The following is a 14,334-nucleotide window of genomic DNA, read 5'->3' on the forward strand; positions in this document are numbered from 1 at the left end:
ATGCCGCCATCCACGCCAGCCCCTTGGTCGCTCTGAAGCCGCAGCTGCTGCGGGAGGCCCCGGGCCTGCGCACCGTTCTGCACAGCCACGATTTCGACCAGTGGGAGGCCCTGGTGGCCAGCACCCTCGGCCACCACCGCAGTCGCCTGCTGGCCGGTTCGGTGCCCTTTGAGTCCCAGATCCGCTGCGGAGCCGTGGAGGAGTTCCAGGTGCTGCTGCTGCACGGCCGAGGCGCCCTGGAACTGGTGCGGGAGCAGTGTGGGCACGGCGTGCTCTGGCTGCCGCTGCAGGGGTTGACCCTGGAGCAGGTCAACGGTGTGGAGCTGCTGGCGGAACCGGGCCTGGGCCTGCTGGTCCGCCCCGGTGACGTCCTGCGGGGCACCACCACCGAGGCGGTGACGGGGGTGTCGATCCTGATCCCGGCAGCTCACCTCGATGGCCCGGCGCCCACCTCCCCCCTGCTGGTCCAGGGCCGGCTCCAGCGCCAGTTGATCGCAGCGGGCCTGCAGCTGGCGCAGGCCGCGGCCTGGCAACCCCAGGGCTCCGCCCAGGCCGCGGCGCTGCTGGTGGAGGCCCTGCGGCAGTGGCGCCAGCCCCCCGATGCGCGGCAGGGCCCGCCGGCGGCCTCGCGTCGCCGCGCCCTCGTGCTGGAGGCGTGCCAGTGGATGGCGGAGCACCTGGCCGAGCGGTTCAGCGTGGCTGACCTGGGCCGGGCCCTGGGCGTGTCGGTGCGCACGCTGCAGTACAGCTTCCAGCAGGAGCTGGGCTGCACGCCGATGGCCCAGGCCAGGCGTCTGCGCCTGCGCCGGCTGCGCCGCCTGCTGCAGGATCCGGCGCAACACCAGCACAGCATCGCCGAGCTGATGGCGCAGGCGGGTCTGCTGGCCTGCGGGGCCACCGCCGCCGACTACCGCCTCTGGTGCGGCGAGTCGCCGCGGCGCACCCGCCGTGCCGGAGCCCCCAGCTGAAGCAGCCGCTGCAGCTGGCGGCTTTCCAGCTCCATCACCCGGCGGGCCAGGTCTGGATCGTGGTCCAGGACGGCGTCGAACGCATCCACGGGCAGGGCCAGCAGGCGGCTCCGCTCCGCGTCCGCGACGATCGGGGAGTCGACGGTTCCATGGCTGAGCACCTCCAGCTCGTCGACCACCTGGCCAGGCCGGAGCTCCTCCACCCAGACCCCGTCGGGACTCTGGCGGTGGATCGTGACGGCCCCCTCAATCAGCAGCAGCAGTTCACGGCAGGTGTCGCCCGCGGCGGTGATCACCTCACCGCGGCCGTAGCTGCGGATCTCGGCCTGCTCGGCCAGGGCCTCGAGGCTGTCGACCCAGGTGCGCCGGAAGAAGTCACTCGTGGCCAGAAACACCCGCTTCTCCAGGTCCGGGTTGTCGGAGAGATCCGGCGCCTGGTCGGGGTTGGCCAGCAGCCACCGGGCTGTGTTCCGCGTCAGATCGGCGCCACCGGCCGCCGCGATCCCCGCGGCCAGCGCCAGCCCCCGCTCGCGGTCGAGCCGGGTGATCAGGAACAGGGCGGAGGCCACCACGATGGCGTTGCCGTCCCGCACCAGGCCCTCGAGCTGGCCCACGCTGCGGCTCAGCGGGATCGCGATGGAGCAGACGGCGGGCAGCGCTCCCGGTTCCGAAAGCTGCCGGCGCACCTCGGCCGGCAACCTGGCGGCCCAGTCGCCCTCGGCCAGCAGTTCCTGCAGGATCAGGGGGGAGGCCTGCTGGAGCGCGGCCACGAGGGGGACGACGGCCGGATCGTCCTGCAGGGTGACCAGGCAATCCAGGATGGTGCGCAGGGCCAGTTCCTTGCGCTGGCGCAGGTGATCGCTCAGCAGGGCCAGCACCACCGGTGACTCCCGCAGGTTCGGCTGGTGCAGGCAGCGGTAGGCGTCGATGAGATCAGGCAGCCGCTGCACCAGCACCTGGGCCTTCTGGGCCGCACTGGCACTGGGGGAGAGGTCGCCGAGCACCATCGCCTCCTCCTGGGGCGAGATCGCGTACTCCCGCTGCAGGGCCCGCCGGGCGACGGCATCGTTGGTCTGCAGGGCCATCAGCCGCTCCAGGGAGCGGCGATAGCCACTGAGGCGGATCTGGTTCTCGAGGCTGCGGCGCTGGGCCGGATCCAGCAGGGAAGGATCCCCGACCCCCAGCTCTTCGAGCAGCTGCTGATGCTCGTCGTCGCTGATGCCGAGTTCCCGCCGCATCTGCTGCAGCACTTCAAGGCTGCTGGCGGCATTGACGTAGCCCTCCTCCAACGCCTCGCGCACCACCCCCTTGTAGGCCTCGTGGCGCTTCTGGCGGCTGAAGCCCGGCAGCACCTTGGCCAGCACGTACACCTCGTGGGTGTTGAGATCTCCGAGGGAGCGGCCTTCGAGGTAGTGGCCCAGATCGAGGCCCAGCTTGTCGAGCTGCTTGCGGAACCGGCTCGAGAGGCCCTCGCGGCTATAAAGCTCGGGGCTGCGCCGCCAGGCCTTCACCAGCCACAGGGTGCTGGTGGCCACGATGGCCAGATCAAACAGATACTGAACCCAGCCCGGCAGCAGCAGCAGGATTGGCCGACCGCCGAACAGGAAGAAGACGTTGAACACCAGCACCGTGGCGAGCACGAACACCCGGTGCCGCACCAGGGTTCTGGCCTGCTCCACCCCTTGACCATGGGCGTGATGGCGCCAGCGGTGCTCCAGCCAGCGGCCGAGGTGCCAGCCGCCCCAGGTGAACAGGCCCAGGGTGATGGGCACCGCCACAATCCGGGGAATGTTGATCGCCTGTCCAAACACATAGAAGCCCGGGCTCAGCAGCGTGCTGAGCTGATCGCTCTGGCGCACCCAGAGGCCGGAGAAGTAGTAGTCCCAGTTGCCTGCGTAGAGGTAGTAGTAAACGAAGTAGCCCACCACGAGGCCAACGTAGGCATAGCGCTCGAAGCTGAACTGGCGGGTTTCCAGCCTGGCCCAGTACATGCGCTCGGCATCGATGTCGATGCAGGGCTGCTGGCAGGCCACACAGGCACTCTGCTCACTGCCATCCGGGCGCGTGCTGCGGCACATCGACTGGGTGATGGGCTGCGGGCTCAGATGGGCCTTGCTGCCCAGCAGGCCCGAGGGCGTGGAGTAGATGCTCTGCACCGGTGCCATCGGGCAGAAGTACTGGCACCAGGCCTTGCCGCCGTAGAGCCAGCCCACCAGAACCGCCGCTGCGATCGTGAGCAGCAGCCAGCCGGCCAGCAGCACGCGGTCGGCATTGAAGAACAGGATCCGGCCGCACAGGCCGACGAACAGCCAGCCGAACTGGATCTTGCCGTAGTGCTTCGCCAGCCACGAATCGGGCGGCACCTTGGCGAGCGTCGTGCGGACCTGACCGGTCTTGGCCTGCAGGCTGCTCAGCTGCCGCTGAAGGCCAAGGGCCCTGGGGATCTGGGAGAGAAATGCCAGCGGACAGATGCGCCGCCAGAGCTCATGGCCGAACACCAGCAGGATGAAGATGGCCGCCGGCACCACGGCTCCCCAGAACAGGGTGGTGCCCAGGGCATAGGGCTGCTCCACCACGCAGGTCCCCTGCACGGAGACACAGGTCTCCGGCAGGCGGAACAGGCTCCAGGGGTGATCCCGCTGGGTCAGCTGGGGCGTCCAGGGGTCGTAGAGCAGGGAGCCCACGATCAGCAGCCAGCCCGTGGTGAGGAACCAGCGGATGGCATGCATCCGCCGCTCCGGCACCCCGGCTGCCTGCCCCAGGTGCTGCCCGGATTCAGGCGGCTTCGTCGTCATCATGGGCAAAGCGGTTGTAGAGAAAGTCCAGGGCGCTGTTGCGCAGCTCGTAATAGAGAGGATCCTCCATGATGTCCTCCCGGTTGCGGGGTCGGGGGAAGTCGATGCTCAGTACCTCACCGATGCCGGCCGCAGGGCCGTTGGTCATCATCACCAGCCGATCGGCAAGGAACAGGGCCTCGTCGATGTCGTGGGTGATCATCAGCACCGTGCACTTCTGGGTGTTCCAGATCTTGAGCAGCTCCCCCTGCAGCTCCTCCTTGGTGATCGCATCGAGGGCGCCGAAGGGCTCATCCAGGATCAGCACCTCCGGCCGGATCGCCAGGGCGCGGGCGATGGCCACCCGCTGCTTCATGCCGCCGGAGAGCTGGGTGATGACCTTGTCGGCTGCCTGGGTGAGACCCACCAGCTCCAGGTGCTCCATCACGATCTCACGCTTCTCCCGCTCGCTCAGCTGCGGCTTCACCGAGTCGATGCCGAGATACACGTTCTCGTAGGCGGAGCACCAGGGCAGCAGGGCATAGCCCTGGAACACCACCATGCGGTCGGGGCCCGGCCGCTGGATCGGCTGGCCCCTGAGCAGCACCTGACCGCTGGTGGGCTTGGCGAACCCGGACACGGTGTTGAGCAGGGTGCTCTTGCCGCAGCCGGAGTGGCCGATCAGGCAGACGAACTCGCCGGCCTGCACCTCCAGATTGACGTTCTCGAGCACCGGATAGGGCCCCTTGGGGGTGGGGTAGGCCATGCCCATCTGCTCGAAGCGGAGCAGGGGGGCAGCAGCCGTGGGGACGCTGGGCTGGTGGGACCGCAGGGTGGAGGTCATGGCGAGGCGCGGTGGATGGAACGGGAGGTGGGAGCGGGGAGTCGAGCGGGGGCTGGAGTGGAGGGGAGCCAACGGCGAGTTCAGGTCGCCAGGCTGCGGGGAACGCCGACCGGGATCTCGGCCACGCTGAAGTCCTGGTGGATCGAGAGGGCGTTGAGGTAGCCGATCGGGTCGTCGGCGTTGAAGGGCACCCCGTCGAACAGTTCGATGCCGCTGCGCTGGTACGACACATCGTCGAGGCCCAGCTCGCGGGCGGCCGTGCTGTAGACCCCCACGGAGCACACGCGCTCGAGGATCTCCACGTAGTTGCGGGGGAAGGGAATCTCGCTCCAGCGGGCCAGCTGGGTGAGGATCCACAGGTGTTCACTGCGGCTCGGACGGTTGACGCCGGGGCCGAAGAACAGGGTGTGGGCGGTGCCGTGGGGATTGTCCTGGTCGCCAGCGGGCACGCCGAAGCGGATCAGCTCCGGCTTCATGCCCAGGTAGCGCCGGTCGCTGAGCAGCGCACTGAGTTCGTCCCAGTGGGCCGGATCGGCGCAGTAGCGGCAGGCCTCGAGCAGGGCCTTGGTGAGGGCGATGTGGGTGTTGGGGTAGGCGAGGGCCCAGTCCTCGCGCACGCCGAGCACCTTGCCGGGGTGGCCGTCCCAGATCTCGATGTCGCCCACGATCGGGAAGCCGTGGCCTTCCCGTTCCGCGCGGAAGTTCCAGGGTTCACCCACGCAGTAGCCGTCGATGGAGCCGTCCTTGAGGTCGGCCAGCATCTGGGCCGGCGGAATGGTCTGCAGATGCACGTCGCGGTCGGGGTCGATCGCGTTCGAGGCCAGCCAGTAGCGCAGCAGCAGGTTGTGCATCGAGGCCGGATGCACGATGCCGAGGGTGTGGGCGTCCCGGTTGGTGCGCAGCAGGTAGTCGCGGTAGTCGGCCACGCTGCTCACGCCCTGTTCGGCGAGCCGACTGGCCAGGGTGATGCCGTTGCCGTTGCGGCTCAGGGTGAGGGCCGTCACGATCGGGGTGGGATTGCCACCGTGGCCGCCGGCCGTCATCCAGGTGGGCATGCCCGAGGGCATCAGCGCCGCATCGAGGGTCCGATCCAGCAGGCCGTCGGTGATGCCGCGCCAGCTGGTCTCCCGCACCAGCTGCACCTCATCGAGCCCGTGCTTGCTGAAGAAGCCCTTGGCTTCGGCCACCGCCAGGGGGGCACAGGCGGCCAGGGGGATGAAGCCCAGGTCGAGATTCACCTTCTCCAGGCCATGGCGGGCCAGCACCTTGTGGGGCTTGGCCTGCCACTGCTTCACCCGCTTCTGGCGGTTGAGGAAGTAGATGATCTCGGAGCGCAGGCTGTAGTAGCTGGGGTGGTGCACCACCTCCAGGCGCTGGCGGGGCCGGGGGATGTCCACCTCGAGGATGTCGCCGATCTTCGAGCCAGGCCCGTTGGTCAGCATCACGATCCGGTCGGAGAGCAGCACGGCCTCGTCCACGTCGTGGGTCACCATCACGGCGGTGAGGGCGTGCTCGTTGCAGATCTGCATCAGCTTCTCCTGCAGATTGCCGCGGGTGAGGGCATCGAGGGCCCCGAACGGCTCATCGAGGAGCAGCAGCTTCGGTTTGATCGCCAGGGCGCGGGCGATGGCCACCCGCTGGCGCATGCCGCCGGAGAGCTGCAGCGGGGGCTTGTCGGCCGCATGGGCCAGGCCCACCATGGCGATGTGCTCCACCACCACGGCGTTGCGCTCAGCCGTGGGGAGATCCGGCATCACCTCATCCACGGCCAGGGCGATGTTCTCGCGCACCGTGAGCCAGGGCAGCAGCGAGTAGTTCTGGAACACCACCATCTTGTCGGGACCCGGCCGCTTCACGGTCTCCCCATCCAGGAGAACCGTGCCGCCCGTCGGCAGATCCAGACCGGCGATCATGTTGAGCAGGGTGCTCTTGCCGCAGCCGGAGTGGCCGATCAGGGAGATGAACTCCCCCTTGCGGATCTCGAGATCAATGCCCTTGAGGGCCAGATAGTTGCCTCCCCCCTGCAGGGGGAAGTCCTTGGCAACGTCTTGAACGGCAACCAGTGTCGTCATGGCATGGCAGTCCGAAGGGACCAGGCAGGGTGGGTCAAGGTTGTGAGCGGGGCCCTGGGCTGTGGCGATCGGCCCCGCACGATCCCCTCAGCAGGGGGCGCAGATCTGGGAGGGGTTCAGCGGCCGGCGGCGATGCGGGTCTGCAGCCAGGCCATCAGGCGATCGAGGATCAGACCGATCGCGCCGATCCAGATCACACCCAGCACGATTTCGGACACATAGCCGTTCTGGTTGGCATCCCAGATGAAGAAGCCGATGCCGGGGGTGCCGGGCATCACGATCTCGGCGGCGATGATCGCCAGCCAGGCCAGACCGATCGAGATGCGCAGGCCGGTGAAGATGTAGGGCAGGGCCGAGGGAATCAGGATCTTGGTGAAGAAGCGCTTCTTCGACATCTGCAGCACGAGGGCCACGTTGCGGTAGTCCTGCGGGATCTGACGCACGCCTTCAGCCGTATTGATCAGGATCGGCCAGATCGAGGTGATGAAGATCACGAAGATTGCCGCCGGCTGGTTCTGCTGGAACATCACCAGGGCGATCGGCACCCAGGCGAGGGGTGCCACCATCCGCAGGAACTGGAACAGGGGATCAAAGGCGCGGTTCAGGGCCTGGTTGAGCCCCACGGCGATGCCGACACCAATCCCCACCACCGCTGCCAGGGAATAGCCCAGGGCCACACGGCTGAGGCTGCTCATCGTGTGCCAGAACAGACCCTTGTCGAGCCCACCGCGGTCGAAGAAGGGATAGAGCAGCATTTCACGGGTGCGCTCCTCGGTCCACAGGCTCAGGGGGCCGGAGAGTTTGGTGAGGCCGAGGCTGGCGCTGAGCTGCCAGAACAGCAGGAAGCCGACGATGCCGAACAGGGGGGGGAGGATGGTCTTGCGGCTGCGCTTCCACCACTGGGCGAGGTTGAAGCCGGAGCTGGGAGCTGTGGTCATGGCAGTGTCCTGGAGTGGGGGATGAACGGAGAGTGGAAGGGGGAGCAACGCAGCGGCAGTTGCACAGCAGGGGATCCCGATGGTGCTCCCCACGGGATCAGCGCTTGATCCTGAGGCTGTTCAGATAGGCCTGGGGATTGCTGGGGTCGTAGACGGTGCCGTCGAAGAACACCTCCTTGCCGCGGCTGGGCGACGTCGGGATGTCCTTGGCCGGCAGACCCAGCTCCCTGGCGGCCTCCAACCAGAGGTCGTCGCGGGTCACCTTGTCGTTGATCGCCTGGGCCTCCTGGAGGTTGTCCAGCGTGCCGGGGTAGAACTTCCAGCGCAGCGACTCCACCAGGAACCAGAGTGTGAGGCTCTTGTAGGGATAGGAGATCACACCGCGATCGCTGTTCCAATAGAGCGGCCCCAGCTTCGGGTTGGTGACGGGTGTGCCCTTGGGGCCCATTTTGTATTGACCCTTGAGTGATTGCTGCAGCACGGGCAGGGGCACGTTGAACCACTTGCGGGTGCTGAGAATGCTGGCGGCTTCATCCTTGTTCTCGGCTTTGTCCAGCCACTGCTGCGCCTCGATCAGTCCCTTGAGCAGGGCAACGGCAGCCTTGGGATGCTGGTCAACCCAGTCCGAGCGAACCGCCAGGTATTCCTCGGGGTGGGCCTTCCAGATCTGGGCCGTGGTGGCCGCCAGATAGCCCACGTCGTCTCTGCTGATCCGAGACGGCCAGGGATCCCCCGTGGAGAAGGCCTCCATCGTGCCGTTCCTCATCCCCTGCAGCGTTTCCGGTGCCGGCACGGTGAGGAGTTCCACGTCCTTGTCGGGGTTCACCCCGGCGGCGGCCAGCCAGTAGCGGATCCAGATGTCCTGGTTGGCCTTGGGGAAGGTGTAGGTGGCCCGGAACCTCCGACCTTCCTTCTGATTGAACGTCTGGAAGAAGCCAGGCGACGACGTCTTCAGATCAACTGTCAGGTTCCCATCCTTGACGGAGTTGGCGGCCGCGATGCCATTCCCCTGGCTCATCAGCATGGCCAGCACCACCATCGGCACCTTCTTGCCATTGGTGATCGCGCCTTCGCTGATCATCTGGGGCATGGGCAGCTGCCACTGGCCGCCGTCGATGCCACCCCCGGTGGACCCCAGCACCACGTTGTCGCGGGCGGCCGACCAGCTGGCCTGCTTGCTCAGCTTTACATCCAGGCCATGCTTGGCAAAGAAGCCCTTTTCCACACCCACCACCAGTGGAGCTGCCTCGAGGATGGGCACAAAGCCCAGGCTGATGCTCTTGGTTTCCAGCTGGGACGCGGCCTGGGTGTTGAGGGCGATGGGGGGAGAGCTGGTGGAGCCTGTCCTGCTGGGTGGGTTACCGAGGCAGCCCGTCAGCAGGATGGAGCTGGAGAGAGTTCCTGCAACCAGGGCCAGGACGGAGCGACGCTTGGTCATGGAGAATCGGCTTGGATAAGAAGGGAGGAGCGCAGAAAAGCGAGAGCCAAGCCTCATGACTGGCTCTTGACTTGTTGCGGTGCATGTAGAGCTAACGGCAAAGACTGGGACGCAGAGGCGTGGCTTCAGCTCCGTGGATTGAATGTCCCGGAACGTTAGGGGTCGTCTCTTTGGGGTTGGGGAGACTGTTGGCTTGGCGTTGCTGACTGTGTTTATAAGCTGGGATTATCAGTGCCCGGTGTCTGGTCGTTTCGGCTGGCATCTTCCGGCTTCCGGCTGCCATGGATGCTCGGGTGTGAGGCGCAGCAGATTGTCAGGACCCTCCCTGCAACGTCGCCCTTCTCTCCGATCCGTGGTGGGGGCTTTGGACCTGGTGACCCGTGTCAAGCCTGCGCTCTCCGCCAGCTGCTGGTGGGCGAGATTCATCGCCGTGAACGACAGACTCACGCCAGGGCTGCTGACACGTCCGAACCGTTCCGCCAGTACGAGCAGCAGTTGGAACAGCCGGGTTTCCGACGGTTGAATCCTCCCAGTGCTGTGGTGTGAGAACCATCGTCCCCTGACCCTTCCTAGGGTTTCCTGTCCTGGAGATCCGTCCCGCTGACCACAGCGGTGGCGGGCTTTTTTGTGGACCATCTCCTGCCATCCCACTCAGGCCAGGGCTACGCATCAGACCCAGATCGTGCTGCCAGTCTCTAACGTCCCTGCGCCACCGCTCCTCTGCCGGCATGGTGTCTCGCCGTTATGCCGGCCGTCTGATCGCCCTGGCCACCCAGCATGGCAAGCAGCAGGTCCTGGCCAGGCCGCTCCGGCACGGCCTGGGCCTCACCCTCCGCCATGCGGCCTCGGTCAACACCGACCGCTTCGGCAGCTTTGCCGGGGACCAGGTCCGATCCGCCGATGCCCCCACCACCTGCCGCCTGAAGGCCGAGGCGGCTCTGGAGGCCCTGGATCTCGACCTCGGTATCGCCAGTGAGGGCTCGTTCGGGCCCCATCCCGCGGTTCCCTTCCTGGCCATGGGCCAGGAGTGGCTGGTGCTGGTGGATCGCCGTGACGGCTTTGTGATCACCCAGCCGATGCTCTGCAGCCACACCAACTTCGGCTCCTGCACCGCTGCCGATCCCGAGTCCTGTGCGTCCTGGCTGCGCCAGGTGGCCTTCCCCTCCCATGCCCTGATGGTCCGGCCCCATGCCGGTGAGCGTGCCGACCCCCTCCCGTGGCTGGCCAAGGGGATCCATGGGGCTGCCGAGCTCGCCCAGTGGATGGCGGTGGCGGTGGACCTGTCCCCGCTTGGTCTGGCCTGGCTGGAAACGGACATGCGCGCCCACTGCAATCCCACCCGCATGGCATCGATCCGGCGCCTGGCCTTTCGGCTGGTGCGGCGGGTGGGCGCCACCTGCCCGGCCTGCGAGGCGCCGGGCTGGGGCCTGGTGAGCACCCGCGCTGGACTGCCCTGCCGGGCCTGCGGGCTGGCCACCGAGCTGGTGCAGCTGGAGGAGTTCGGCTGTGTGGCCTGTTCCCATCGCAGATTGCTGCCAAGGCGGGATGGGCTCACGGCCGCTGATCCCGGCCACTGTCCCTATTGCAATCCATGAGGGTCCTGGCTCCCAGATCATCGATCATCCACCGGGGAGATCCTTCACGGTCGAGTCCGTGAGGTCGCCATCCAGGCTGCTGTTGGGCCTGGATCAGGCTGATTGCTGATCACGTCGGGCCCATTTGACCAGCCAATAGGCAGCAGCCAGGCCCACCACAATCACCCCAAAGCCTGCCATGAGCTGGGGCTTGCTTTCCGTGCCTGGCGGCAGCACAATCACTTTTCTGGCGATGGCCGTCATGGCCGTGAGCAGCACCAGTTCGATCTGTACAACCTGATCACGGAGATAGGCCGTCACGTTTTGGAGGACTTCCAGGGCGATAAAAATCATCAGAAGCCGATCGAGCAGTCTGATCAGGCCTCCATCAAACCAATTCGACTGAAACTGGGCAATCTTGATGCTGGATTCGAAGACCAGTTCGAGGACGGCGAAGCCAATGACAACGGCCAGTAACAGGGCTAGAAGCTTTGCAAGTTGTCGCTCATAGTTGTGGATTCCGCCAAGGAACTGATCGTCGTCGAGAAACTTCATGCCGTCAATGGTGGAATGGCGAAGTGGTAAACAATAGAAAAGCCCGCCCATGCAAGGGTGCATAAGCGGGCTTCAGAAAAGCCGGTAACAGCTACTTGCTGGAAGCGGCCTCAGAATTTGTGATCGCGCAGGGCTTCAACTGGATAAATGTAGGTGATGATCGAGAAGTCGGTGTAAAACTTGGCTTCGATCTCACGGGTGATCTTGTCTGCCAGCTCGCGGGTGCCGGTCAGTACCTCGATTTTCACATTGGAGAGGGTGTGCGACACGCTTGGTTCGCCGGTGGAGCGCACGTTGCGGCTGCCTTCCCCTCCAGCTGCGTTCACCGTATAGCCGGTGGCGCCCGCGTCTTTGATGAGCTTTGTCAGCTTTTTGGAGAGGATTTCTTCGGCAACGATGACCAGCTTCCAGACTTGTTGGCTCATGAGTTTAGCTCGTGAATAAGTGATTGGGTGAGATTGTTATCGGCCGAGCATCATTTCGGCAATGCCAATGAACAGCGGGATGCAGATCGCGATCGCCACTGGGGTGCCGATGGCCGTGGAGGCACCGATGTAAGCCGAGGGATTGGCCGATGGGATGCCAGCGCGCAGGGTGGGCGGGCCGGAGATGTCAGAGCTGGAAGCCGCAATCACGGCCAGAACCACCGAGCCCCCGATGCTGAAGCCGGTGAGCTTGTGCAGGATCAGGCCAACACCGAAACCCAGAAATCCATGCACGATCGGAGCAAAGAAGGCATAGATCGCAAACCACTGGGCGACCTTGCGCAACTCGTTCATGCGCTGGGCGGCCTCCATTCCCATGATGATCATCAGAACGGCGAGGAAGCCGCGGAACAGAGGGTTGAAGAAGCTTTCATAGACCGGCTCTGGCTTGGTGAGGATGCCAAGGGCTACGCCCAGGAGCATGGCTGTGACGGCCGAACTCTGCAGGCTCTCTTTGATGATCGGCCAGATTTCAACTTTTTCGGAGGTATTGCCGGTTTTCTTGCTGATGTACAAACTGGCCATCACGATTGCGGCCACCAGGGCCGGGATGTCCATGAACGGATAGAGCGCAGCCGTCCAGGCCTCGTAGGGAACCTTGGCGGTATCCAGCTGAGGCAGCACCGCTGCAAGGGTGGAGCCACTCACCGCGCCAAATAGTCCGCCTGTGGCAACGGCGTCGGGCACGCTGATGCCTGGCAGTTTTCCCAGCGTGTAACGGCTGATCAAGACGATCACGATGCCAATCCCCACGGCGCCGAGGGCGGGGAGAATGATTTCGGAGAAGTTCGAATTGCGAATCGCGATACCGCCTGTCAATCCGATCTTCATCAGCAGGAAAAAGCTGATGAACTTGTAGATGGAGTCAGGAATGGCCAGCTGGCTTCCAAGTGCGGCGACAACGATGCCGCCAATCAGGAAGCCTAGGGTTGGCGATTGAAGTTGCTCGATGAAGAGAGGGAGGAAGTCTGTCAAGTCAAGTCCTCTTTTTGTGCGTTCAGACTACGGCTTTTGGAGTTTAGGAGCTTTGCCGCGAACTTGGGTTGAGCTCCTATTGAGGCTGTATTGATTGGGTCGGTTGGGGGCAGTGCGCGCCGGATAATAGGCAGTGTTCCCAAAAACTGGGTCGCGGTGGTTCAACCCAGTTGTGGTCCGCTCTGCCCATGAGCGCCCTGCGCCATGGCGGCCCTTCTTAGCCCTGCTCCAGCTGGTCGGTCTTTGCTGATCGATGCCCCCTCCCCGATAGGGAAATTCAGGGTCTCATTGGCTGTGCCGCCCCAAGGTCAGGGCCACCGTCCCTATAAATCCACAACCCCTTCTGTTTGCGATGCTCGCCCTTCCCCCGCTTCTGCTGGAGTTCAGTTCCCACCAACTTGAAGTGGCGGAAACCCTGATTCAGGTGGGCCGCTTTGTGGTGATCTTCTTCGCCGCCCGCGCCATCGCTGAAGTGATGGTGCGGCTGCAGCTGCCCACCATCCTGGGTGAACTGGTGGCCGGGGTGCTGATTGGGGTGTCAGGCCTGCACCTGATTGTGCCGCCCGAAACCCAGGCCCAGCTCGCTGCCAGCGTGACAGCGCTGGTGGGCTCCCTGGCCGAGATCAGTCCTGAGGCGGTGCAGGATGTCTACAGCGAAACCTTCCCCAACCTCCAGGCCGTGTCCCAGCTGGGCCTGTTTGCGCTGCTGTTCCTCACGGGTCTGGAAAGCGAGCTCGATGAGCTGGTGGCCGTCGGACTGCAGGCCAGCACCGTGGCGGTGGCTGGGGTGGTGCTGCCCTTTGCCCTGGGTACAGCTGGCCTGGTTTTCATTTTTCATGTGCCGCTGGTTCCCGCTGTCTTTGCCGGGGCGGCCATGACCGCCACCTCCATCGGGATCACTGCCAGTGTCTTCGGCGAGCTCAAGTGGCTCAAGCGCAAGGAAGGCCAGATCGTGATCGGCGCCGCTGTGCTCGACGACATCATCGGCATCGTGATCCTGGCCGTGGTGGTGGCGGTGGTGGGAGGCGGTTCATTCAGCCTCGGCCCTGTGCTGAAACTGTGTCTGGCGGCGGTGGTCTTCGTGGCGGTGGCCCTGGTGCTGAGCCGCAAGGCTGCCCCAGCCTTTGACTGGGTGGTGGACCGGCTCAAGGCGCCCGGCGATGTGGCGGTGGCCAGTTTCCTGGTGCTCACCGTGTGCTGTTTTGCGGCCCAGGCCATTGGCCTGGAGGCGGCCCTGGGGGCCTTTGCCGCGGGGCTGATCCTCAGCGCCTCGAAGCACACCCATGACATCGATGCGGCGGTGAAGCCACTGGTGGCCCTGTTTGCCACGGTGTTTTTCGTGCTGATCGGCACGGGCCTGGATCTCTCGGTGCTCAACCCCCTGGACCCGGCCAACCGGGAAGGATTGGTTGTGGCCGCTTTCCTGCTGGCAGTGGCGATCGCCGGCAAGGTGGCGGCCGGCTGGAGTTACCTCAGCAAGGAACCCACCAACCGCCTGGTAGTGGGTTTGGGAATGATGCCGCGGGGTGAGGTGGGTCTGATTTTCCTGGGGCTGGGCAGTCAGGCCGGCATCCTCACGCCCGCCCTGGAGGCCGCCATCCTGCTGATGGTGATTGGCACCACCTTCCTGGCCCCGATCCTGCTGCGGCTGGTGATTCCTCGCGAACCCGGAGAGGGCACAACGGTGGCCGCCGAACAGCCGGCCTGATTC

At 65.3% G+C, this 14,334-nt stretch carries 11 protein-coding genes; 3 read left to right on the forward strand and 8 right to left on the reverse strand.

Annotated elements, in window-relative coordinates; all coding sequences use genetic code 11:
* The first annotated feature begins 23 nt into the window (after positions 1-23).
* Positions 24-968 carry a helix-turn-helix domain-containing protein gene (locus tag ACLV7J_RS00225; RefSeq protein WP_411867124.1) on the forward strand — a complete coding sequence of 315 codons (945 nt, stop codon included), beginning with the start codon at positions 24-26 and terminating at the stop codon, positions 966-968.
* On the opposite strand, the gene ACLV7J_RS00230 is transcribed toward ACLV7J_RS00225, so the two are convergent.
* From ACLV7J_RS00230 to ACLV7J_RS00250, 5 genes are all read right to left on the reverse strand, one after another.
* On the reverse strand, positions 908-3,766 hold the full coding sequence (locus ACLV7J_RS00230) for a cyclic nucleotide-binding domain-containing protein (RefSeq protein WP_411867125.1): 2,859 nt from the start codon (positions 3,764-3,766) through the stop codon (positions 908-910). The genes ACLV7J_RS00225 and ACLV7J_RS00230 overlap by 61 nt on opposite strands.
* The gene (locus tag ACLV7J_RS00235) at positions 3,744-4,586 is read right to left on the reverse strand and encodes a nitrate ABC transporter ATP-binding protein (RefSeq protein WP_411867126.1); all 843 of its coding nucleotides are present in this window, start codon (positions 4,584-4,586) and stop codon (positions 3,744-3,746) included. The genes ACLV7J_RS00230 and ACLV7J_RS00235 overlap by 23 nt, the downstream gene beginning before the upstream one ends.
* Positions 4,587-4,666: 80 nt before the next feature.
* Entirely contained in the window at positions 4,667-6,658 is a 1,992-nt protein-coding gene (locus ACLV7J_RS00240; RefSeq protein ID WP_411867127.1) for a nitrate ABC transporter ATP-binding protein, read from the reverse strand.
* A 116-nt stretch (positions 6,659-6,774) separates the two neighbouring features.
* Positions 6,775-7,596 (reverse strand): nitrate ABC transporter permease, encoded by an 822-nt coding sequence (gene ntrB / locus ACLV7J_RS00245; protein WP_411867128.1) that lies wholly within the window; start codon positions 7,594-7,596, stop codon positions 6,775-6,777.
* 97 nt (positions 7,597-7,693) lie between these two features.
* The gene (locus tag ACLV7J_RS00250; protein WP_411867129.1) at positions 7,694-9,034 is read right to left on the reverse strand and encodes a CmpA/NrtA family ABC transporter substrate-binding protein; all 1,341 of its coding nucleotides are present in this window, start codon (positions 9,032-9,034) and stop codon (positions 7,694-7,696) included.
* A gap of 728 nt (positions 9,035-9,762) precedes the next feature.
* Between ACLV7J_RS00250 and ACLV7J_RS00255 the strand changes: the two genes are divergently transcribed.
* The gene (locus ACLV7J_RS00255) at positions 9,763-10,629 is read left to right on the forward strand and encodes a DUF6671 family protein (RefSeq protein ID WP_411867130.1); all 867 of its coding nucleotides are present in this window, start codon (positions 9,763-9,765) and stop codon (positions 10,627-10,629) included.
* Positions 10,630-10,722: 93 nt separating this feature from the next.
* Here ACLV7J_RS00255 and ACLV7J_RS00260 read toward each other — a convergent pair whose 3' ends face one another.
* From ACLV7J_RS00260 to ACLV7J_RS00270, 3 genes are read right to left on the reverse strand one after another with little or no spacing between them, the layout of a single operon-like run.
* On the reverse strand, positions 10,723-11,214 hold the full coding sequence (locus ACLV7J_RS00260; protein WP_411867131.1) for a phosphate-starvation-inducible PsiE family protein: 492 nt from the start codon (positions 11,212-11,214) through the stop codon (positions 10,723-10,725).
* Between the two features lie 59 nt (positions 11,215-11,273).
* Positions 11,274-11,588 (reverse strand): P-II family nitrogen regulator, encoded by a 315-nt coding sequence (locus ACLV7J_RS00265; RefSeq protein ID WP_411867132.1) that lies wholly within the window; start codon positions 11,586-11,588, stop codon positions 11,274-11,276.
* A gap of 36 nt (positions 11,589-11,624) precedes the next feature.
* Entirely contained in the window at positions 11,625-12,623 is a 999-nt protein-coding gene (locus ACLV7J_RS00270; RefSeq protein ID WP_411867133.1) for a sodium-dependent bicarbonate transport family permease, read from the reverse strand.
* Positions 12,624-12,975: 352 nt separating this feature from the next.
* Here ACLV7J_RS00270 and ACLV7J_RS00275 point away from each other — a divergent pair, with 352 nt between their 5' ends.
* The gene (locus tag ACLV7J_RS00275) at positions 12,976-14,331 is read left to right on the forward strand and encodes a cation:proton antiporter (RefSeq protein ID WP_411867134.1); all 1,356 of its coding nucleotides are present in this window, start codon (positions 12,976-12,978) and stop codon (positions 14,329-14,331) included.
* Positions 14,332-14,334 lie beyond the last annotated feature (3 nt).

This window comes from Vulcanococcus limneticus LL (assembly GCF_943369875.1).
Classification (GTDB): Bacteria; Cyanobacteriota; Cyanobacteriia; order PCC-6307; family Cyanobiaceae; genus Vulcanococcus; species Vulcanococcus limneticus_A.

Excerpts from the sequence above, each read along its gene's own strand:
- ACLV7J_RS00230 (WP_411867125.1), bottom strand. The coding sequence starts at position 3,766 with ATGATGACGACGAAGCCGCCTGAATCCGGGCAGCACCTGGGGCAGGCA.
- ACLV7J_RS00235 (WP_411867126.1), bottom strand. The coding sequence starts at position 4,586 with ATGACCTCCACCCTGCGGTCCCACCAGCCCAGCGTCCCCACGGCTGCT.
- ACLV7J_RS00240 (WP_411867127.1), bottom strand. The coding sequence starts at position 6,658 with ATGACGACACTGGTTGCCGTTCAAGACGTTGCCAAGGACTTCCCCCTG.
- ntrB (WP_411867128.1), bottom strand. The coding sequence starts at position 7,596 with ATGACCACAGCTCCCAGCTCCGGCTTCAACCTCGCCCAGTGGTGGAAG.
- ACLV7J_RS00250 (WP_411867129.1), bottom strand. The coding sequence starts at position 9,034 with ATGACCAAGCGTCGCTCCGTCCTGGCCCTGGTTGCAGGAACTCTCTCC.
- ACLV7J_RS00255 (WP_411867130.1), top strand. The coding sequence starts at position 9,763 with ATGGTGTCTCGCCGTTATGCCGGCCGTCTGATCGCCCTGGCCACCCAG.
- ACLV7J_RS00260 (WP_411867131.1), bottom strand. The coding sequence starts at position 11,214 with ATGGGCGGGCTTTTCTATTGTTTACCACTTCGCCATTCCACCATTGAC.
- ACLV7J_RS00265 (WP_411867132.1), bottom strand. The coding sequence starts at position 11,588 with ATGAGCCAACAAGTCTGGAAGCTGGTCATCGTTGCCGAAGAAATCCTC.
- ACLV7J_RS00275 (WP_411867134.1), top strand. The coding sequence starts at position 12,976 with ATGCTCGCCCTTCCCCCGCTTCTGCTGGAGTTCAGTTCCCACCAACTT.